This is a genomic window from Streptomyces sp. McG3 (genome assembly GCF_018619185.1).
GTDB lineage: Bacteria > Actinomycetota > Actinomycetes > Streptomycetales > Streptomycetaceae > Streptomyces.
Genome location: NZ_JAAXYC010000138.1, coordinates 1 through 20246, shown reverse-complemented (window position 1 = coordinate 20246; position 20246 = coordinate 1). Strand labels below are relative to the sequence as shown.

Sequence of the window (20246 nt, the reverse complement as noted above, 5' to 3'; positions counted from 1 at the left end):
GCGACCCTGGCGGAACGATCGCTTACGGGCAGAACACTTACTGGGGCGGAAAGATGATCTTTAAAGCGAAGGACGGGAGCACGTATGTGGCAACCGTCCCAACCCTTGGGGGGCACAAATCGACCCCGGCCGCGCTGTGGCGGATCGACCTGGACGGCGACGGGCGGGCCGTCCACGCCGACGTGACCCGGGCCCTGGTCCGCAGCCGCGCGAAGCTCGACTACGCGGGCGTCCAGCGGCGGATCGACGCGGGCACGGCCGAGGAACCCCTCGCCCTGCTCCGGGACATCGGGCGGCTGCGCGAGGAACAGGAACGGGCCAGGGGCGGCATCTCGCTGAACGTCCCCGAACAGGAGATCGTCCAACAGGACGGCTCCTACGGCCTCGCCTACCGGGCCACGCTCCCCGCCGAGGGCTGGAACGCCCAGATCTCCCTGCTCACCGGCATGGCCGGTGCCCGCCTCATGGCCGACACGGGCACCGGCATCCTGCGCACCCTGCCGATCGCCCCGGACGGAGCCGTCGCCCGGCTGCGGCGCTCCGCCCACGCCCTGGGTGTCGACTGGCCGCACCACGTCCCGTACGCCGAGGTCGTCCGCTCCCTCGACCCGACGAGGAGCGACCACGCCGCGTTCCTCCAGGAGTGCACCACCCTGCTGCGCGGCGCGGGCTACACCGCCTTCGACGACGGCGAACTCCCCGACCCCGCCGTCCACGCGGCGGTCGCCGACCTCTACACGCACTGCACCGCACCGCTGCGCCGCCTCGTCGACCGGTACGCCTCCGAACTCTGCCTCGCCGCGACCGCCGGGACGGAACCCCCCGCGTGGGTACGGGAGGCGCTCCCCGCCCTCCCGAAGGAGATGGCCGAGGGGACGCGGCGCGCGGGCACCGTGGAGCGGGCCTGCGTCGACCTGGTCGAGGCGGCGTTGCTGGAGGGGCGCGTGGGCGAGCTCTTCGACGCGTACGTCGTCGATGTCCAGGACCGCGACCCCGCCGCCGGCACGGTCCACCTCCGGGACCCGGCGGTCGTCGGCCGGATCGAGGGCGGCACGGCCCCGCTCCCGCTGGGGGAGCGGCTGCGGGTCCGGCTCACCCGGGCGGGTCCGGCGTCGAGGACCGTGCTGTTCGCTCCTGCGTGAGGGCAGCCGGTGCTGTCCGCACCGGCGCGAGCGGGCAGGACTCCGCCGTACTCACGTGTTCCTCCCCCGCACCCGCTCGGCCAGCGCCTCCATCACCCGGCGCACCACGGCGCGCTGCGCGGGCGGGTAGTCGTCGAGCAGCACCCGCCCCATCCCCGTCGCCGACGGCTCCCCCTCGGGGATCACCGCCAGGACCTCGTCCGGTACGGCGGCGACCAGCTCGGCCGCCAGCGGCGCGATGCGCGGGTCCTCCACCCCGGCCCCGGCCAACTCGTCGAGCCGCTCGTACAGCGCGAGAACGCCCGGGTCCTCGGCCAGCGGCCGCAGCGCGGCGTACACCTCGGCCCCGGCGCCGCCGCCCGCCGCGTCCAGCAACGACAGATGCTCGCGGTCCTTCGCCGCGGCCGGGGACGTGGTGGCGGGCGCGTGCTCCAACAGCGCGGCGAGGGCCGGGGAGAGCGGCCCGTCCGAGGTGAGCGGCGCCTCCAGGAGCGCGGCCAGCACCTGCCGCCGCTCGTGGATCTCCCGCTCCTGCCGCGCCAGATCGTCGTCCAGCTCCCCGAGCACCTCGGCCAGCTCCCGCCCCGCGTCGTCGGCGAGCACGTCCCGCACCTCGTCCAGGGAGAGCCCGATCTCCGTCAGCCGCCTGATCCTGGCCAGCAGCACGGCATCGCGGACGGTGTAGGCCCGATAGCCGTTGGCCTGCCGGGCGGGCTCGGGCAGGAGACCGATGTGGTGGTAGTGCCGGACGGCCCGGGAGGTGACTCCCACGAGCGCGGCGATCTCTCCGATACGCATGCGGCCAGTAGAAACGTTGACGCCGCGGCAAGGTCAAGCACCGTCCCGGGCGCTTCGCCCCGGTGTTTCCTCCCGTATGCGCGGCACGGCTAGTATGTACGGCACGGCAGACGAGCCGGGCGGACGGCCGCGTGAGGATCCTTCGGGGTTCTCCCGAGGAACGTCCGGGCTCCACAGGGCAGGGTGGTGGCTAACGGCCACCCGGGGTGACCCGCGGGACAGTGCCACAGAAAACAGACCGCCCGGGACCTCGGTCCCGGGTAAGGGTGAAACGGTGGTGTAAGAGACCACCAGCGTCTGAGGTGACTCAGGCGGCTAGGTAAACCCCACCCGGAGCAAGGTCAAGAGGGGGCGCCCCAGAAATGGGACGGCTCTGCGTGAACGTTCGAGGGCTGCTCGCCCGAGTTCACGGGTAGACCGCACGAGGCCGGCAGCAATGCCGGCCCTAGATGGATGGCCGTCTCCCCGGCCGCCGCGAGGCGACCGGGAGACAGAACCCGGCGTACAGCCCGACTCGTCTGCCGCCACCGGTGTTCGTGCCTTCGAGCGCCTCCGACCCGCGTCGGAGGCCCTTTCCGGTCTTTCGGAGACTTGGCCTGGGCGCCGGTCTCGGTGACAGGGACCGGACAGCCGTTCCAGCGGGTATCGCCCCGGATGGCCCGGCGGGCCCCGAAGCCTCCGGCGTGACGATCCGCAGGGCCCCTTCCGGGCTGTCCGTCCTTCCCCCGTCGGGAGTTGCAGCCGCACGCCGGCGGGCGGCCGGAGCACCGACCCCGGTGATGCTCCGGCCGCCCGTCGTCGACGTACGCGGCGCGGTCGCCGGCCGCTGAGCAGAGGCCACCGCGCAGGCCCGCGGGGGACGGCGGGCCGTACGCCCCATCAGGCGGGGAACACCTTGTCCTGCTCGGCGCGCAGGATGTCGACGAGCCTGCCCTGTGGCAGGGTCACGTCGGCGTAGCCGAGCACCGAGTCCTTCGCGACGGCACGGCGCAGCACGCACCCCTCGGAGATGCCCATCGGCAGCAGGTTGTCGGCGCGCGTCACGGCGTGCGACTCGGCCACGCCGTAGCTGTCGTAGCCCCCAATGCCGTCCAGAGTCGTACCGGCAGGCAGATCGCGCTTGGCCGTGGCCACCACATCGACGTGAGGGCCGGCGGGCGGGGTCAACGCCGCGTCGCCGAAGTCCACGGCCCGCACCACCGTGTTCGGCACCTCGAAGTGGCACAGATGGTAGGGCGTGTAGAAGCTGTAAAGCGGGCCGCGGCCGAGCTTGTACAGCTCCAGATAGGGGTGCTGCGCCGGGTCGTCGTGGGTGCCCAGGACGTAGACGCCGGGCGCGGGTTTGGCGCCCACGACGTAGTCCACGATGCCGCCGGACGCACGGAGTTCGTCGAGGTCGTACATCTGCGTCAACTCGTCGATGTGGCCGGTGTGGTCGCGCCCGTACATGCCGCGCCGGGGAACGGTGAAGCCGAAGGCGTTCGCCACGATCGCCTGCTCGAAGGAGACCTTCGTCCCGTCGGTGAAGCTGGTGATCATGTGGACGTTCTGGCCCCACCGCTCGGCGAACGGCTGCTGGGTGGTGGGCGTACGGTACTCGTCCTGGAAACCCTTGACGTTTCCGGCCACCAGGGGAGTCACGCCCAGACTGCGCACGAAACGCAGCAGATTGGCCTGCACCGCCGGCTGGTCGCCGTCCGCCCCGGTCAGAATCACCCCGGCCGACCGGGCGCGATGGGCGAGCAACGGGCCGACCGTACAGTCCAGTTCCGCGTTCATGGTCACCACGGTCAGGCCTCGGTCGATGGCGGCGAGGGTGATCTGCGCGCCGAACTCCACCGCGCCGGTGACGTCCACCAGGCAGTCGATACCCTCCGCGGCGATCAGGGCGAACGCGTCCTCGGTGACCACCGGCCTGCCCTGGGCCACCGCCGCGGATATCCCGTCCGCCGTATCGGCCCGCGTCGGGCTCAAACCGGCTTCCGCGTAAGCCCGTTCCGCGTTGGCCGGATTTCGGTTGGAAATGCCGGCCACACGCATTCCGGCGACCGAGGTGGAGATGTGCCGCACCAGGCCGCGTCCCATGTAGCCCGCGCCCACCATACCGACCCGGATCGGCCGGCCCTCTTCCGCCCGCCTGCGCAGCGCGGTATCGACGATCATCATCGGCGGCCTGCCAGTTCTATCGGTCGGGGCCTGAATTCGGCCCGGCGCACAGGGCGCGAGGACTTCGAGAACCTGAACGTGCGTAAGGAGAGGCCGGGCGATCCGCAGCAGATACCCGGACCCTGGCAGATATCCGGACCTTGCCGATTGAGGAACGGCGCACCCCTCGGCGGAGTGGCGTGAAACTGCATGGCGAATCTCCGATACCTGTCGAAGCATCTCATGGAAGCACGAGGCTAGGTCGGTTACGTGAAGGTGGGCAACAACGTCCTGGTCGGCCGAGGTCACGCGCGGAAGGCATACAACGGCCGGCCGGCGCGGACGAGCAGCGGTCCACGCCGGAACGTGGTCCGGTGAGCACCTGCGGACTCTGCTGGGAAGGGCTTTCGACTGCTTACCGGGCGCAGTCGAACAGGGAATGCGGTGAGTGCCGGGCGGCCGGGTTGGCTGTCTGTCCGGCGCACGCGGTACCTTCGCGCAATGCGCCCGCTCCCCGTCGCAGATGCAGGAAAGCCCAGAATTCGTTCCGCCTCCCGGTATCTACTGTGGCTCGCGGGCCGCATCGCCTGGCCACTCATTGCGGCATCCCTCCTGGGCGTGCTCTGGCTCGGCTCCCAGGCGCTCATCCCGGTCGCGATCCGCGAGGCCATCGACGACGGACTCGTCCCCGGAAACATGGACGCCGTCCTGCGGTGGTCCGCCGTGCTCCTGGGTCTCGGCGTGGTTCAGGCGGTGTCCGGTACCATCCGCCGCCGGCTGAGCATGCACAACGCACTGGCCGCCGGATTCCGCACGGTGCAGCTGGTGGTCGGCCATGCCGGCAGGCTCGGCGCCGGTCTGGAACGCCGTGTGGACGACGGCGAGATCGTCAGCGTCGGCACCTCGGACATGACGACCATCGGCAACGCCTTCGACATCGTCGGCCGTGCCTTCGGAGCCCTCGCCTCCACGCTGCTGGTCGCGTTCGTCCTGATGAACCAGTCCCCCTCGCTCGGCTTCCTCCTGATCGTCGCTCTGCCCGCGATCATCCTCACCATGGGCTACACGCTGCGTCCGCTGCACCACCGGCAGAGTGCCTACCGGGAACTCCAGAGCGAGCTGACCTCGCGGCTCACGGATGTGGTGGCCGGGCTCAGGGTGCTGCGCGGAGTCGGTGGCGAGACCTCCTTCGCCCGCTCCTACCGTGAGCGCTCGCAGCGCGTACGCGCCGCGGGCGTCCAGGTCGCAGGGGCCGAGGCCCTGATCCGCGCCGCCCAGGTGCTGTTGCCCGGGCTGCTGGTCGCCGCCGTCACCTGGATCGGCGCCCGCGCCGCACTGAACGGCTCGGTCTCACCGGGTGAGCTCGTGGCCTTCTACGCGTACGCCGCCTTCCTCATCGAGCCGCTCGCCATCTTCGTCGACACCGCCGACCGGTTCGCCCGCGCCCATGTCTCCGCCCGCCGCGTGGTCACCGTGCTCGCCCTGCCCGTCGGACCGAAGGACACCGAGCGCGGGCGCACCCCGGTTCCGGCCGGTGAGCACGATCTGGTCGACGAGCGCACCGGGCTGGTGGTCACCCCCGGCTCCTTCCTCGCGGTGGTCGCGCCGTCGGCCGACGGCGCACACCTCGCCGACAGGCTCGGCGGCTACACCGCGGGGCCCGTCAGCTATGCCGGGCTGCCGCTGAACGAGCTGCGCACCGGAGAGCTGCGCGAACGCGTTCTCGTGGTCGACAACCGCTACCGGCTTCTGCGGGGCCCCCTGCGCGACAGTCTCGACCCGCACGGCACCGCGTCCGACAACGAGGTGCACGCCGCACTGCGGGCGGCCGCGGCCGAGGACATCGTCGATGTGCTGCCCGAGGGCCTGGAGACCGAGATCACCGCCGCCGGGGACCGCTTCTCCGGGGGCCAGCTCCAGCGGCTGGTGCTGGCCCGTGCCGTGCTCGCCGATCCCGACGTCCTCGTCGTGGTCGACCCCACATCGGCCGTCGACGCGCACACCGAGGACCGGATCGGCCGCGGCCTGCGCGCCGCCCGCGAGGGCCGCACCACCGTCCTGGTCAGTGCCAGCCCGCTGCTGCTCGACCACGCCGATCAGGTCGCCTTCGTTCACGACGGACGGGTCGCCGCCACCGGCGGCCACCGCGAGCTGCTGCGTGCCAGCATGCGGTACCGCCTGGTCATCCAGCGGGGGACCGGCGAGGACCACACCTCCGCCACACTCCACACCGGCACCAGCACCGTCACCCAGGAGCCCGCGACATGAGCAGAACGGCGTTACCCGTCGCGGAAGCGGCGGAAGTACGCTCCCACGCCCGCGATCTGACGTCCCGCCACCGGCGCGACGTGGGCTGGATGCTGACGCTGCACGGACTGGCCGCGGTGTGCGCGCTGCTCGCCCCCTGGTTGGTCGGCCGGCTCATCGACGCCGTGACCGAGGGCACCACGGTCACCACCGTCAACCTGATCGGCCTGGGCCTCCTGGTCTCCCTGGTCTCCCAGGCCGCGCTCACCTTCTGGGCCGTCCAGCGCTCCTGCCGCTTCGGCGAGAAGGTCACCGCCGAGGTGCGTGAGGACTTCGTCGACCGGGTGGTGGCCCTGCCCCTGTCCACCGTGGAGGACGCCGAACCCGGCGACCTGCTCACCCGCGCATCACGCGACACGGACGCCCTCACCAACACCGTCCGCTACGCCGCCCCGGAAACCCTGATCGCGGCACTGACCTGCCTGTTCACCTTCGGCGCCCTGCTCCTGGTCGGCCCTCTCACCGCCCTTCCCAGCCTCCTCGTCGTCCCGCTGCTGTGGGTCGGCACCCGCTGGTACCTGCGCCGCTCCGGCGCCGCCTACCGCCGACGGGGAGCGAGCTATGTGGCGCTCGGCGACAGCCTCGCCGAGACGGTGCCCGGAGCCCGCACCGCCGAGGCGTTCGGTCTCCAGCGCCGACGCCGCCAGACACTCGACCGCGACCTGGCGGAGGCCTACCAGGCCGAGCGCCACACGATGTGGCTGCGCAGCTCCTGGTACCTGATGGTGGAGCTGAGTTACGCCGTGCCGCTCGTGGCCACCCTGGCGGTCGGCGGGCTCCTCCACACCCACGGCCTGGCCTCGCTCGGCCAGGTGGTCGCCGCCACGCTCTATGTGCGTCAGCTGATCTTCCCGCTGGACGACATACTGAGCTGGACGGACGAACTGCAGATCGGCTCGGCCTCCCTGGCCCGGGTGCTCGGAGTGAGCAAGCTGCCCGCCGACCGCGAGCCCACCGGAGCCCGGCCCGCCGGCCAGGACCTCACCGCCAGCGCCGTCACCTACTCCTACGAGCCCGGACTCGACGTCCTGCACGGCATCGACCTGGACCTCGCTCCGGGCGAACGGCTGGCCGTCGTCGGCCCATCAGGCTCCGGCAAGTCCACTCTCGGCAAGCTGCTCGCCGGCATCTACCACCCGGCGTCCGGCGCGGTCCGGGTCGGCGGGGTCCCGCTGGTCGAACTGAGCACGGGCGAGCTCCGCAGCCGCATCGCCCTGGTCACCCAGGAGAACCACATCTTCCGCGGCACCCTCCGGGAGAACCTCACCCTCGCCCGGCCGGACGCCGACAGCGCGGAGGCGGGCCGGGCCCTGGAGGTGGTCGGCGCGGCCGCCTGGGCGGCCGCGCTGCCGGACGGCCTGGACACCCTCGTCGGCTCCACCGGGCACGAGCTCACAGCCGCCCAGGCACAACAGGTCGCGCTGGCCCGGCTCGTGCTCGCCAATCCGCACACCCTGGTGCTCGACGAGGCCACCGCGCTGCTCGACCCGGCCACGGCCCGGCACACCGAGCGGGCCATGGCCGCCGTACTGGACGACCGCACCGTCATCGCCATCGCGCACCGGCTGCACACCGCCGAGGACGCCGACCGGATCGCGGTCGTCGAAAAGGGCCACGTCACCGAACTGGGCAGCCACCACGAACTCCTGGCGGCGAACGGCGCCTACGCCGCATTGTGGAGAGCCTGGCACGGCCAATGAAATGAGGCGCACCGGGGCGGCCTATGAAGCCATTGCGGCCAACGCGGCTCCGGTTCTAGCCTGAGCCATATGAATCCAAGGAAGCCGCATGTGGATTGGGACAGCCTTTTCGGTGACGACTACGACTACTTCGACCTTCCCGACCTCACCTCGGAACTGAGTGAGAAGGAAGCGTCGAGCATGGTCGAGCTCGGCGGATTCGATTCGGGAATGGCTCTGCTGGACGCTCCCTGCGGGCACGGCCGGCACGCGAACGTGCTTGCCTCGCGGGGCTATCGGGTCGTTGGCATCGACCGCGACGAGAGATTCCTCTCGATGGCCCGGTCGGAGGCCGAGGCCATGGGGGTTCACGTCGATTACCGCCATGTCGACCTGCGCGATATGGCGTTCTCCGCAGAATTCGACGCGGCCGTCTCCTGGTACAGTTCCTTCGGATACTTCGACGACGAAACGGACCGGGATATTCTGCGGCGCTATCGTCGCGCACTGCGTCCCGGTGGCCGCTTCCTGCTCGATATGCATTCTCCGTACCGGCACATTCCTAGCGTGCTGGCCAATCACGAGATGCACGTCGATATTCTGCGCCGAGGGCAGGACATGGCCGTCGACATCCAGGAGCTGGACGCCGAGGCCAGCCGCTACTACGCCGAGAAGCTCACGATTCGGGACGACAAGGTGGTGCGGGCCCGCTACAGCGTCCGCATGTTCACCGCCCCCGAGATCGTCGAGTGGTTCAGGACCGCGGGGTTCTCCCACGCGCGGGTCATGGACGAGACCGGCGGCACCTTCACCGTCAGCAGCCGCCGCCTCATGGTGCTCGGCATCGCCTGAGCAGCCGGGCCCGACCGCTCCCGAAACCCATCGCGACCACCATCCGTGAAAGAGGTTCCCGTGGAAACCGACTCAGTCCGCCCCAAGCTGTCCACCGACCGGTTCCGCACATCCGGCGCGGACCTCGGCATCGACGGCCTCCGCGCCCACTACGCCGCCCACCGGTGTGCCCAGATCCCGCAGGTGGTCGACGTCACCGCGCTCCGGGCCGCGGTCCTGTCCGCCTACGGGCAGCTGCGCGAGGAACCCGTGCTCGACGCCCAGGAGCACGACTCCGGCGGAGGGTCGCTCGGTTACGGCTTCCGCATGCTGCGCATCGACGCCAAGTCCGACTCGCCGGCCCACACCGAACGCGTCACCACCGTCTTCCGCGACCACGGCCTGCTCGACTGGGCCGAACACGCCGCCGCCCAACTGGTGCCCGTGGTCGAGGAGATCACCGGCCGGAAGCTCCATTACGAACGGGTCTTCCTGCTCGCCTACCGCGAGGGCGACTACATCGGGCCGCACGGCGCCGAGGAGGACACCGACCTCGACCGCTTCAACCTCCAGTTCCCGCTCTGTTACAACTCCGTCGGTTCCATGCGCATCCTGCGTCAGGGATACCTGGAGCCGCTGTACGACCGTGACGGCGACGCCCGGCTCCTCGGGCCCCGCATGTGGCACGAGGTGCCGCCGCTGTTGCGCCTGCCCGACGGGCTCGACCCGCTGCGTCTGGTCGTCTCACTGCGGCTGATGGCACACGGATGACCGGCCCCACGACCGGCGCGGACCGTGCGGCCCGCGCCGCGCGGACCGCCGCCGTGGCCGCCGGCGTCTTCCGCCGGCACGACGTGGACTTCGCGATCGCCCGCCGCGCGGCCGGATGGACCAACGCCACCTGGCTGGGCGGTGGGCTGGCCGTCCGTGTCGCGGGCTCCGCCGCCGCCCAGGACCTGGTGCGCGAAGCCCGGCTGGCGCGCCTGCTGCCCTCCGCAGTGGGCTATCCGGCTGTACTGGACTCCGGCGAGACCGACGGCTTCGAGTGGGTGGTCACCCGGGAGATCGCCGCCATCAGCCTGGACGAGGCGTGGCCCGCACTCGACGGAGAGCAACGCGTCGCCGCGATCCGCCGGCTGTGGGGCCGGGCGCGGGCGGTCCACCGCGTGGCCCCGGCCGCGGTCGAGGCCGTGGCCCGCCCCCGTAACCCCTTCTACGCGCGGGAACCCGCCGAGGCCGAGGCCGGCCTGCGACGGCTGCGGGCCTCGGGGGTGCTCACGGGAGCCGAACACGCACGACTCGGCGCGGCGCTCGAACGTTTCTGGGAGGCGCTGGCCGGCGCCCCCCGGGTGCTCAACCACGGTGACCTCTCCCCGGTCAACGCACTGTGGGACGGCACGGACGTGGTGGCCCTGCTGGATTTCGAGTTCGCCGTCCTCGCGCCCGTACAACTGGACGTCAACGAACTGGTCAAGACGGCCTACGCTCCGGTGGACGGGGAGCGCACCCGGCAGGAACAGGCGGACCGGGCGCGGCTGCGCGAGACGGTGAACGAACTGGCCCGCCCGCACCTGCGCACCGACGCCGACGTGGCGCTGTTGATCGGGTACGCGATCCAGCTGGAGACCTGGGGCCTGGAACGTGAGCTGGCCAAGCCGGGCCGGGAGGCGTACACGGACTGGGAGCCGTACCGGATGCTCGTCTCCTGGGCGCACACGGACGGCGGCTGCTACGCGTCCCTGCTGGAACACCGGTTCTGATGAGCCGTCACCGAGACGCACAGGGAGAGGGACGTGCCGTGATCCGAACGCTGTTCGTGGACGCCGGCGGTGTGCTCTACAACAACATCAACGAAGAGACGGACTTCCTCGACCGGGTCGCCGACCGCTACGGAGTGGACCGGACGGGATTCGCCCGGAGCGTCCAGGCGGCGGCGCCCGGATACGAGAGTGGCGAGCGGCATGTGCACCAGGTGCTCGCCGGGCTCGGTGCGAACGGACGGAGACCGTCCGCCCTCACCCCCGCGGAGGCGCGCTGGCTGGACGGCGCCTACCTGGACAGTGTCCGCGCCTACCGGGACAGTTTCCGTGTCCTGCGCGAACTGCGGGCGGAGCGACCGGGGATGGCGCTGGTCCTCACCAACAACGAGGCCGAGCACTGGGACCGTCTGAAGGACGAGGCGTACGACCACTTCGGGATGTTCGACACGCTGTGCTCGTCCTGGCGCACGGGCCGGGTGAAACCGGCGCTGTCGTTCTTCACCGAGGCCCTGCGCCGGTGCCGTGCGACGGCCGCCGAGACCCTGCTCATCGACGACCGTGTCCCGGTCCTGCGCGTGGGGGCGGGGCTGGGGATGCTCACCCTGCACGTGCCGGCCCCGGAGGTCCTCGGCGACCGGCTTGCCTCGACGCTGCGCGGCTATGCGCTGCCGTACCTGCGGTGACGCACCTCAGCGGGATACCTCCCGGACGTTGTCCAGGACCTTCCGGAACGCCTGGACGATGTCGTCGATGGCGTCGAGCGGAGCCAGGAGCACTTCGTGGCTGAAGCTCACAACGCTGTCATGAGCGCGCTTGGCGGCCGGAAGGTCGAACCGGGACGGGTCCACTCGCTCCAGGTACCGCGCGTCGGTGGCGAACCGTCTGCGCGACGAGGGCCGATGGAGCGGATTGTCGTTCAGCGGACGATGGGTCTGTGTCACCGCGAAGCCCAGCTCGGCGGTGAGCGCGTGCGCGATCCGCTCCACCGGCGCGACGGCCAGCACCTCGTCGGACAGCCTCACCATGTAGCGGTAGTAGGCGCGGCCCGTCGTCCCCGGTGTCGTCGCCTGGGCCGTCACTCCCAGGTCGCCCAGCCGGTCGGTGAGCCGGTCGGCCGCCCGCACCCGGCGGGCGTTCTGCCCGTCGAGCAGCTCGAGCTGGTCCAGCAGTACCGCTGCGTGGAACTCCGACAGGCAGGCGTTGCTGCCCATGAGCCGGCCGGTCTCCTCCAGCTCCATCTCGCCCACACCCACCGGATCACGCCGCACCACCCGCCCATCGGCGCGCAGATGCTCCGCGCGGAGCGCGATGTCCGCGTCATCGGTCACCAGCGCACCACCCTCGCCGCAGGTCAGCAGCTTGCTTCCCTGCATGCTGAAGACCCCTGCGGTGCCGTGCGTCCCCACCGGGCGGTCGCGGTATGCGGCGCCGTGCGCGTGCGCGCAGTCCTCGATCAGCGGCAGGTCGTGCCGCCGGGCGATGTCCAGGAGCGCGTCCAGGTCCGCGACGGCCGAATAGGCGTGCACCACGGTGATGGCCCGGGTCCGCCCGGTGATCGCCGCTTCGGTGGCCGCCGGGTCCAGGCAGTACGTGGCCGGGTCGACGTCGACCAGGACCGGTACGGCGTTGATGCCGAGAACGGCCGACGCCGAGGCCACCCAGCTCAGTCCGGGGACGATCACCTCATCGCCGGCGCCGACCCCGCACGCCTCCAAGGCGATGGCCAGCGAAGCGGTTCCCGTCGATATGGGCACGCACATCGTCGAGCCGCAGTAGTCCGCGAATGCGGAAGCGAATTGGCGCTCGTACGAATCCCGGCCCTGATAGGCGCAGCTAAGGGTCCAGCGTCCGCTTGTCAGGACGTCTTCGAGGCTTTTCAGCGCGCGGTCACCCGGCTGCGGCCAACGTGGCCACTCGCGGTTGGACAGACGCGGTCCACCAGAGATTGCCAGTGAATTATCCATGATTTCCCTCGATTTCGAGAATGCGACGGATGGGGGCGGAATTTACGCGCTTTCGCCGGCCGTGCGCCACAGTCGCGCACGGCCGCTGCGAACGGATGCGGTGCTGCCCGGAGGCGTTCGACCGAGGAACACACACAGTCGAACGGATGGGTACGCTGCGAGAAACCCGCCAACTGCGCCCTGTTGGCCGTCTCTTCGCGGCCGGTGGCGGAAGAAGGCGTCAGGCGAGGGAGTCAGCGATGTCCGGCAGTCCTCAAGCGCACCACGGCACAGCCCGGTCCCCGGCAGCCGCATCGGGACTTCCCCGGCCACTCCCGAGGAAGGCCGGGACCGTGATCGTCGGCGGTGGGCTCGCGGGTGTCGAACTCGCCGCCGCGCTCGCGGAGCAGGGTGCCGAGGACGTCGTGCTGCTGGAAGCGGGGCCCGGCGACGACTTGGCCCATATTCACCTGGCGCACTCACAGGCGGCCGCGACCGAGATCGTCTTCGCGCCGGAGCGGGACCCGTACTTCCACCGGCCCTGGCATTCCGGGTCGCCCCCGCACTACACCGGCATCTCCGGTCTGCGCCGCAGACTGGGCGGCCGCTCCCTGTACTGGCACGGCGTGGTGCTGCCGTTGGAGGACTGGGCGCTGCGTCCCCCCGGGTGGCCCGCCGAGATCGTCGCGGAGCTCACCACCGGCGTCGACGGCGGGCCCTCCTGGTACGACCGGGTCACCGAGCAGCTGACCACCTGGAGCGGCGGCGGTCTCTGGGATCCGGCGCAGCCCGCCCGCACCTCCCTCGGGGGCCGGGAGTTCCGTGCGCTGCCCCGCGCCTGCCGGCGCCTGCCCGGCACCGACCGCTGGGAGGCGTACACCGCGCTGGACGTCTGGCGCGGGCCCGACGGCGGAGTCTCCCCGCCGCCCGGCGTCCGGGTCCACTGCGACACCGAGGTGCTCGCCGTCGACGTACGCGGTGGACGGGCCCGCGGCGTCCTGGTGCGCTTCGGCGACGGAACCGTCTCCACGGTCGCCGCCGGCACGGTCGTGCTGAGCGCGGGCACCGTGGAGAGCACCCGGCTGGCCGCGATCGCCCTCACCGACGCCGGCGTCCTGCCCAGCCCCCGGCTCGGCGGCCTCGCCGACCACATCGTGCAGGGATTCGTGGTCCGGCTGCCGGCGGACCGGTTGCCCCCACCCGGCTCGTACCACCTGCCGACCGACCCGGTGCTCCGTTCCTACCTGCGCGTGGACGTGCACGACGACGGGCCGGGCAGGGCGCTGCTGGACGTTCGGGTCACCGGCGAGCAACTCCCCAACGAGCGGAGCGTGGTGGAGTGCGTGCCGTCCGGTGACCCGTCCCGGCGGGCCCACGTCCGTGCCGAACTGCTGCCCGACGACCACAAGATGATCGGCGGGCAGCGCGACCTCCTGCGCGACTTCTGGGCGGCGACCGCCCGTGAGCTGGGGGAGCCCGCCACCCGGCTGGAGTTCACCGGGTACGGCGACACCGACCGCGACAACACCCGAGTGCTGCCCGACCGCACCCGGCGCCAGTCCGCCGGCCGGCCCGAGACCTGGTCGAGCCTGCTGGGCACCGAGGACCACGAAGGGGGCAGCCTGCCACTGGGACGGTTGCTCGACACCCGGCACGCCTTCACCGCGCTGCCCGGGCTGTACGCCACCGGCCCAGCCGTCTTTCCCCGCCTGGGCGCGGCCAACCCCTCCCTGACCACCATCGCGCTGTCCCGCCGACTGGCCGGACTGCTGCCCGGCGCCTGACGACCGTGTGCGCCCCGGCCCTCCCGGGCCGCCCGACGACCTACGGAGGAACCACAGTGCCGGGACCGGGATACCGCTTCTTCGGTGACGAGGAGCGTGCCAACGTCATGGCCGTGCTCGACGGCTGGTCCGAGAGCCGCGAGGCGTTCGACGACCCCGGCGAGGGGGAGTGGGTGCGCCGCTTCGAGCAGGCCGCGGCCGACCGCTTCGGCGCCGCCCACTGCCTCGGTGTCAACAGCGGGACCTCCGCACTGGTCGCGGCCCTCGTGGGCCTCGGCGTCGGCCCCGGTGACGAGGTCATCGTGCCCGGCTACATGTTCGTCGCCTCGATCGCGGCGGTACTGCACTGCGGAGCGGACGTGGTCCTCGCCGAGGTCGACGAGTCCCTCACCCTGGACCCGGCCGACGTACGGGCCAGGATCACCCCCCGCACCCGGGCGGTCATGCCCGTGCACATGCTGGGCGCGCCCGCCGACATGACCGCGCTGCGCGCCCTCGCCGACGAGCACGGGCTGCACCTGCTGGAGGACTGCGCGCAGAGTGCCGGCGGCAGCTACCGGGGCCGCCCCCTGGGCACCCTGGGCAGCGCGGGGACCTTCTCCCTCAACCACTACAAGATGATCACCTCGCTGCAGGGCGGGTTCGTGCTCTGCGACGACCCGCTGGTCTTCCAGCGGGCCTACTCCTTCCACGATCAGGGCTGGTTCCCCTACCGCCAGGATCGTGGCGAGGGCGACCCGCTGATCGGCATGAACCTGGGGCTCGGCGAACTGAACGCCGCCGTGGCGCTCGCGCAGCTCGGCAAGCTCGATCTGATCCTCGACCGGATCCGCGACGTCAAACGGCTGCTGGTCGGCGCGATCGGCGAACTGCCCGGCGTGCGCCGCAGGACTCTGCACGACGCCGAGGGAGAGTGCGGCACGGTCGCGGTGTACGTCTTCGAGGACTCCGCACACGCCCTGGACGTCGCCCGCCGGCTCGGGACGCGCGTACTCCTGGACTCGCCGACGCACTACTACGGCGGGCTTCCGGCACTGGCCGCGTTCGGCCGGGGCGACCGCTCCACGGTGCCGTTCCGGGCACCCGGCGGCCGCCCCCCGGCTTCCTTCGAACCCGGCGCGCTGCCTCGCACCGATGACGTCCTCGGCCGCTCCATCGCTCTCGCCACCGGAGTGTCCGACAGCTACCTCGGCCCCGGGTTCGGCGTCCACGCCGACTCCTCCCCCGCCGAGATCGACCGTGCGGCCGACTCCTTCCGCCGAGCGGTCAAGGGCGAAGCGCTGTCCTGAGAGCCCGCGTCCGGGCCTTGGCGCCCGCGGCGTCGGGGGGCGTCAGGCGCCCACGTCGTGCAGCAGCCCGGTCAGTTCGTCCGCGACTCCGTCCGCCGCGTACACCAACCAGCGCTCATCCAGTCCGCTGCCCCCGCGCAGGTCGTCGACGCGCCCGCCGGCCTCGCGGACCAGCAGGGCGGCCGGCGCCCGGTCCCACACGTGGCCGCCCTCGTCGATCACCGCTTCGACCCGGCCCTCCAGCAGATCCCCGACCAGGCACACCGATGACTCGACCCAGCGCATCCGGCCGCGTACCGGCTCGACGGGGGAGTCCGGCATCAGGAACCCGCCCACCCGCGCCGCCTCCAGCGGCAGGGAGACCGCCGCCGGGACGCGCAGCGGACGTGCCGCCGACAGCGGCTCGCCCCGCACGGACGTGAACGCGCCCTGCCCCCGTACCGCCCACCACGTGGTCCGCTCGGTGGGGCGGCTCAACACGGCCGTACGCAGCTCCCCTTCGACCTCCAGCGCCACATGGGTGCCCCAGCCGCGCTCCCCGGCCAGGAAGGGGATCGTGCCGTCGATGGGGTCCAGGATCCAGCGGCGCCGGGACACGGTCCCGAGCGCACCGCTCTCCTCGGTCAGCACCGCGTCGCCGGGGCGCTCCGCCGCCACCACCGCCAGCAGGGCTTCCTCCACGGCGAGGTCGGCCTCGCTGACCGGGCTGCCGTCGCTCTTGTACCGCACGGCCGGAGCGCGTCCGAAGAACTCCAACGCCAATGCGTCGGCTATTTCCGTCAGTCGGTGCGCCAGACGCACGTCGCTGTCATTGTCCGCCATCGTTCCACCCTATCCGCCGACCGTTTTCCGGGGGAACTCCACCCGTTCCCGATCGTGAGTCGAGCAACTTCCGGAGAAACCCTTCGAAGGCCCAAGGTGTTAGCCTCTGGCATGCTCTTGGAGAATAGGCTCGTGGAACGCCGGAGCATCCTCCGGCTTGTCGATGAAAACTTCCGGGATCATTTTCCGAGCGACCGGGAATTGCCCGGTCTGGAGTTCTTCCCGCTCGGTGAGGACAGCTGGTCCTACCGCTGCGGACCGCTGTGGATCAGCGTCCGGCGTGATCTGGACGGCCACTTTCCCGGGGCCTACGAAGTGTCGCTGCTGCTGAGCGAGAGCGGGAAGGACTACGTTCTCGCCCCGCTCACCGGGCGGAACGGGCGCGTGGTCCACCGGATAGCGGACTTCCCCGTCGTCGTCTTCCCCTACGTGGAGAGCGCCACCACTCCGCCGGCGCCCCCGACTCAGGAACAACTGGTCCTGCTCACCAGCCGGTTGGCTGAAGTACACGCGTTCGAACCCCCCGCGTCCCGGCCCGTCGACGTGCCGGTCGAGGACTTCCGGTTCCCCTTCGAGAACGACCTCGACAAGGCGCTGCAGACCGCACTGAACGGTGAAGCCGCGGGGTGCGGGCCCTACGTCGGCCCGCTGGCCGAGCGGGTGGACCGGTGCCGGGACTTCCTGGCCGCCCTGCGGGAGGAGGCCGCCCGGGTCGCCGACGAGTGCGCTGCCCGGTGGCACGGTGAACGTCCCGCGCTGACGCACGGCGATCCCAGCCTGGCCAACGTCCTTTTCGGGAAGGGTGTCGACATCATCGACTGGGGCGGGGCGATGTGGGCCCCGCCGGAGCGGGACTGGGCCGCCCTCAACCGGGTCTTCGGCACCGCCCCGAGGAGCCGCCCCGAGTTCCTGCGGTTCTACGAACTCCGCTGGCACCTGGCCGAGATCGCCGAGTACGCGATGCGGTTCACCGGGCCCCACACGGGAGACGCCGACGACGACGCCATGTGGGAGCGGCTGACGCGGTACCTCCCGGAACCGGGAGGAGCGTCATGAGCCTCGTCGGTGTCCACAACGAGTGGGACCCGTTGGAGGAAGTCGTCGTCGGTACCGCGCTCGGCGCCCGGGTGCCGAGCGCCGACCGGAGCCTGCTGGCGGTCGAGTACGCCGAGTACGCCGGGCCCGGGCGCTGGCAGGAGGTGCCGGCCGGCCCCTACCCGGACCGGGCGCTCAAGGAGACCGAGGACGAACTGGACGTGCTGTGCGAGGAGTTGCGCGGCCTGGGAGTGACGGTCCGCCGGCCCCGGGCCCGCGACAGCGCCGCCCCGGTGCGCACCCCCGACTGGGAGAGCGACGGCTACGGCGACTTCTGCCCCAGGGACGGGCTGATCGTCGTGGGCGACACGGTCATCGAGGCTCCCATGGCCCTGCGCTCACGGTTCCTGGAGTCGCTGGCGTACAAGGAACTGCTGGTGGAGTACTTCGCCGCCGGCGGCGGGTGGATCTCGGCCCCGAAGCCGCGGCTGGCCGACGAGATGTACGACCCGTCCGCACCCCCCGGCGAGCGATTGCGTGAGCTCGAACCGGTGTTCGACGCGGCCAACGTGCTGCGACTGGGCACCGACCTCCTCTACCTGGTGTCCGACAGCGGCAATGAACTCGGGGCCCGGTGGCTCCAGTCGGCCCTCGGACCGACCTACACAGTCCACCCGTGCCGCGGTCTGTACTCCTCCACCCACATCGACTCCACCCTCGTCCCGCTGCGGCCCGGCCTGGTCCTGGTGAACCCGGCCAGGGTGACCGACGACAACCTTCCCGGCGCGCTGCGCACCTGGCAGCGGATCGACTGCCCCGACCTGGTCGGCCTCGGCTATGCGGGGGACGTGCCGCACTGCTCGCCCTGGATCGGGATGAGCCTGCTGGTCGTCGGGCCGGGGCTGGTCGTGGTGGACGGCAGGCAACGGGGGCTGATGCGGGTACTGGAGCGGCACGGCGTGGACGTGCTGCCGCTGAAGCTCACCCACTCCCGGATGCTGGGCGGTGGCTTCCACGGCGTCACGCTCGACATCCGCAGAACCGGGGCCCTGGAGACGTACCGCTTCTGATCCGTCCGTACGCACGATCTTCGGAGAGAAAGGGGACGCCCGTGCGTCCGTTGAGTGTGCAAGGGGCCTGGTTGTCGGAGTCCGGTGCGTTCACCGACGACCGAGGCGAGTTCCAGGAGCTGTACAGCGCCCGGTCGCTGAGCGGGGTACTCGGCTACGACCCCGGGGTCGCCCAGGTCAACCGGTCCGTGTCGCGGCGCGGGGTGCTGCGCGGGGTGCACTTCGCACAGCTCCCGCCCAGCCAGGCCAAGTACGTCACCTGCGTCAGCGGGGCGGTGCTGGACGTGGTGGTGGACATCCGGACGGGCTCGCCCACGTACCGGGCCTGGGAGGCCGTCCGGCTGGACGACCCGCACCGCAGCCTCTACATCGAGGCCGGGCTCGGCCACTCCTTCCTGGCCCTCACCGACGACGCCGTCGTCGTCTACCTCACCTCGCGGGGGTATGCCGCCGGGCGGGAGCACGGGGTGCACCCGCTCGACCCGGATCTCGGCATCGTCTGGCCCGACGGCATCGAACCGGTGCTCTCCGAGAAGGACCGGCAGGCGCCGGGCATAGCGGAGATGGAGCGGCGCGGTCTGCTGCCGGACTACGAGGAGTGCGTGGCCTTCCGCCGCTCGCTGTGCGAGCGGAGCGCGGACTGAGCGCACGGCGAGGGAAGCGGAGCGGCCGTGCGGGCGTCAGGGCGGCCCGGGCACCGGCCGGCCGGCCGCTTCGCGGAGTGCGGGGAACGACTCGGCCAGCGCGGCCCGCCAGTGCCGCAGGGGTTCCAGTCCCGCCCCTCGCCAGCGGGACTGGTCCAGCACGCTGAACCGGGGCCGGACGGCCGGCCGGGCCAGCGCCAGACTGGTGGTGGGCCGGACCCGCGCGGGATCGGCGCCCAGCAGGCGGAAGGTCTCCCGCGCCAGCGCGTACCAGGTGGTCCCGCCCGTGTTGGTCGCATGGTAGATCCCGGACGGCGCCGTACCCTCCAGCGCCGCCGATCCCAGCGCTGCCAGCCGGCCCGCGAGGTCCGCGGTCCATGTGGGCTGGCCGTGCTGGTCGTTCACCACCAGCACGGCGTCCTGCTCGGCCTCCAGCCGGATCATCTTCGCCACGAAGTTGGGGCCGCCCGCTCCGTACAGCCAGGCCGTACGGACGACGTAGCCGGCGTCCGGCAGGACCTCCAGGACAGCGCGCTCCCCGGCCCGCTTGGTGCGGCCGTACACCGTGCGCGGACCGGTCGGGTGGTCCTCCCGGTACGGCAGTCCGTCGGAACCGGGGAACACGTAGTCGGTGGACAGCTGGAGCAGCACGGCCCCCACGGCGCGGCACGCCTGCGCCAGGTGGCGCGGGCCCTCGCCGTTCACGGCCATGGCCGCGGACGGCTCCGACTCGGCCTCGTCGACCGCGGTCCACGCCGCGCAGTTGACCACCACCGCCGGCCGGTGGTGCGCCAGGGCGGACCGCACAGCAGCGCCGTCCGTGATGTCCAGGTCGCCGCGGACGAGTGCGGTCACGGTGGCGCCCCGGCGGGCCAGCAGGGGGGTGAGCTCGCGCCCCAGCATGCCGGACGCACCGGTGACGAGCCAACGCGGGCGAGGGTACGGGGACATGCTGTAGGTCTCCGGGGGGTGCGGGCCGGACGGCGGGCGGGACGGG

17 protein-coding genes and 1 other RNA gene are annotated in these 20246 nt (G+C 71.8%); 13 read left to right on the top strand and 5 right to left on the bottom strand.

What is annotated here, in order from left to right; all coding sequences use genetic code 11:
• The coding region (locus HET64_RS21810) for an RNB domain-containing ribonuclease (protein ID WP_251145665.1) at positions 1-1142 on the top strand (1142 nt) is incomplete at its 5' end.
• A 51-nt stretch (positions 1143-1193) separates the two neighbouring features.
• Here the strand turns inward: HET64_RS21810 and HET64_RS21805 are convergent.
• The gene (locus tag HET64_RS21805) at positions 1194-1940 is read right to left on the bottom strand and encodes a MerR family transcriptional regulator (protein ID WP_215108090.1); all 747 of its coding nucleotides are present in this window, start codon (positions 1938-1940) and stop codon (positions 1194-1196) included.
• Positions 1941-2051: 111 nt separating this feature from the next.
• Here HET64_RS21805 and rnpB point away from each other — a divergent pair.
• Positions 2052-2461: RNase P RNA component class A (rnpB, locus tag HET64_RS21800), an RNA gene on the top strand.
• Positions 2462-2819: 358 nt separating this feature from the next.
• Here rnpB and HET64_RS21795 read toward each other — a convergent pair.
• A complete protein-coding gene (locus HET64_RS21795) occupies positions 2820-4103 on the bottom strand; it encodes an NAD(P)H-dependent oxidoreductase (RefSeq protein ID WP_251145664.1) in 1284 nt (427 codons plus the stop codon).
• A 600-nt stretch (positions 4104-4703) separates the two neighbouring features.
• Between HET64_RS21795 and HET64_RS21790 the strand changes: the two genes are divergently transcribed.
• The 6 genes from HET64_RS21790 (at position 4704) to HET64_RS21765 (ending at position 11345) form a co-directional block, all read left to right on the top strand.
• On the top strand, positions 4704-6353 hold the full coding sequence (locus HET64_RS21790; protein ID WP_308370276.1) for an ABC transporter ATP-binding protein: 1650 nt from the start codon (positions 4704-4706) through the stop codon (positions 6351-6353).
• Positions 6350-8092, top strand: coding sequence for an ABC transporter ATP-binding protein (locus HET64_RS21785; RefSeq protein ID WP_215108084.1), 1743 nt, complete (start codon positions 6350-6352; stop codon positions 8090-8092). The genes HET64_RS21790 and HET64_RS21785 overlap by 4 nt, the downstream gene beginning before the upstream one ends.
• A gap of 90 nt (positions 8093-8182) precedes the next feature.
• Positions 8183-8923, top strand: coding sequence for a methyltransferase domain-containing protein (locus tag HET64_RS21780; protein ID WP_308370275.1), 741 nt, complete (start codon positions 8183-8185; stop codon positions 8921-8923).
• 60 nt (positions 8924-8983) lie between these two features.
• On the top strand, positions 8984-9673 hold the full coding sequence (locus HET64_RS21775) for a StsF protein (RefSeq protein ID WP_215108080.1): 690 nt from the start codon (positions 8984-8986) through the stop codon (positions 9671-9673).
• Positions 9670-10662, top strand: a complete 993-nt coding sequence (locus tag HET64_RS21770) for a phosphotransferase family protein (RefSeq protein WP_215108078.1) — start codon at positions 9670-9672, stop codon at positions 10660-10662. Before HET64_RS21775 ends, HET64_RS21770 begins: the two co-directional genes overlap by 4 nt.
• A 38-nt stretch (positions 10663-10700) precedes the next feature.
• Positions 10701-11345: an HAD family hydrolase gene (locus HET64_RS21765; protein WP_308370273.1), complete on the top strand. Its 645-nt coding sequence runs from the start codon at positions 10701-10703 to the stop codon at positions 11343-11345.
• Positions 11346-11351: 6 nt separating this feature from the next.
• Here HET64_RS21765 and HET64_RS21760 read toward each other — a convergent pair whose 3' ends face one another.
• Positions 11352-12626 carry a DegT/DnrJ/EryC1/StrS family aminotransferase gene (locus HET64_RS21760; protein WP_215108074.1) on the bottom strand — a complete coding sequence of 425 codons (1275 nt, stop codon included), beginning with the start codon at positions 12624-12626 and terminating at the stop codon, positions 11352-11354.
• Positions 12627-12646: 20 nt separating this feature from the next.
• On the opposite strand from HET64_RS21760, the gene HET64_RS21755 reads away from it, so the two are divergent.
• Together HET64_RS21755 and HET64_RS21750 are read left to right on the top strand one after the other, a co-directional pair.
• The gene (locus tag HET64_RS21755) at positions 12647-14389 is read left to right on the top strand and encodes an FAD-dependent oxidoreductase (protein ID WP_308370271.1); all 1743 of its coding nucleotides are present in this window, start codon (positions 12647-12649) and stop codon (positions 14387-14389) included.
• Between the two features lie 56 nt (positions 14390-14445).
• Complete coding sequence (locus HET64_RS21750) at positions 14446-15678, top strand: DegT/DnrJ/EryC1/StrS family aminotransferase (protein ID WP_215108070.1); 1233 nt, start codon at positions 14446-14448, stop codon at positions 15676-15678.
• A gap of 42 nt (positions 15679-15720) precedes the next feature.
• Here the strand turns inward: HET64_RS21750 and HET64_RS21745 are convergent, their stop codons facing one another.
• Entirely contained in the window at positions 15721-16500 is a 780-nt protein-coding gene (locus HET64_RS21745) for an inositol monophosphatase family protein (RefSeq protein ID WP_215108068.1), read from the bottom strand.
• A gap of 201 nt (positions 16501-16701) precedes the next feature.
• Here HET64_RS21745 and HET64_RS21740 point away from each other — a divergent pair, with 201 nt between their 5' ends.
• The 3 genes from HET64_RS21740 to HET64_RS21730 are packed head-to-tail and all read left to right on the top strand — an operon-like array spanning position 16702 to position 19249.
• Complete coding sequence (locus HET64_RS21740) at positions 16702-17556, top strand: phosphotransferase (RefSeq protein WP_251145663.1); 855 nt, start codon at positions 16702-16704, stop codon at positions 17554-17556.
• Positions 17553-18605 (top strand): inosamine-phosphate amidinotransferase 1, encoded by a 1053-nt coding sequence (locus tag HET64_RS21735; RefSeq protein ID WP_215108064.1) that lies wholly within the window; start codon positions 17553-17555, stop codon positions 18603-18605. Before HET64_RS21740 ends, HET64_RS21735 begins: the two co-directional genes overlap by 4 nt.
• Before the next feature lie 41 nt (positions 18606-18646).
• Entirely contained in the window at positions 18647-19249 is a 603-nt protein-coding gene (locus tag HET64_RS21730; RefSeq protein WP_215108062.1) for a dTDP-4-dehydrorhamnose 3,5-epimerase family protein, read from the top strand.
• A gap of 36 nt (positions 19250-19285) precedes the next feature.
• Here HET64_RS21730 and rfbD read toward each other — a convergent pair whose 3' ends face one another.
• Positions 19286-20200, bottom strand: coding sequence for a dTDP-4-dehydrorhamnose reductase (rfbD, locus tag HET64_RS21725; protein ID WP_215108092.1), 915 nt, complete (start codon positions 20198-20200; stop codon positions 19286-19288).
• Positions 20201-20246: the final 46 nt, after the last annotated feature.

Bases quoted from the DNA above. Each gene is read 5' to 3' on its own strand.
- HET64_RS21735 (WP_215108064.1), top strand. From the start codon at position 17,553: ATGAGCCTCGTCGGTGTCCACAACGAGTGGGACCCGTTGGAGGAAGTC.
- HET64_RS21760 (WP_215108074.1), bottom strand. From the start codon at position 12,626: ATGGATAATTCACTGGCAATCTCTGGTGGACCGCGTCTGTCCAACCGC.
- rfbD (WP_215108092.1), bottom strand. From the start codon at position 20,200: ATGTCCCCGTACCCTCGCCCGCGTTGGCTCGTCACCGGTGCGTCCGGC.
- HET64_RS21745 (WP_215108068.1), bottom strand. From the start codon at position 16,500: ATGGCGGACAATGACAGCGACGTGCGTCTGGCGCACCGACTGACGGAA.
- HET64_RS21795 (WP_251145664.1), bottom strand. From the start codon at position 4,103: ATGATCGTCGATACCGCGCTGCGCAGGCGGGCGGAAGAGGGCCGGCCG.
- HET64_RS21755 (WP_308370271.1), top strand. From the start codon at position 12,647: ATGCGACGGATGGGGGCGGAATTTACGCGCTTTCGCCGGCCGTGCGCC.
- HET64_RS21770 (WP_215108078.1), top strand. From the start codon at position 9,670: ATGACCGGCCCCACGACCGGCGCGGACCGTGCGGCCCGCGCCGCGCGG.
- HET64_RS21805 (WP_215108090.1), bottom strand. From the start codon at position 1,940: ATGCGTATCGGAGAGATCGCCGCGCTCGTGGGAGTCACCTCCCGGGCC.
- HET64_RS21785 (WP_215108084.1), top strand. From the start codon at position 6,350: ATGAGCAGAACGGCGTTACCCGTCGCGGAAGCGGCGGAAGTACGCTCC.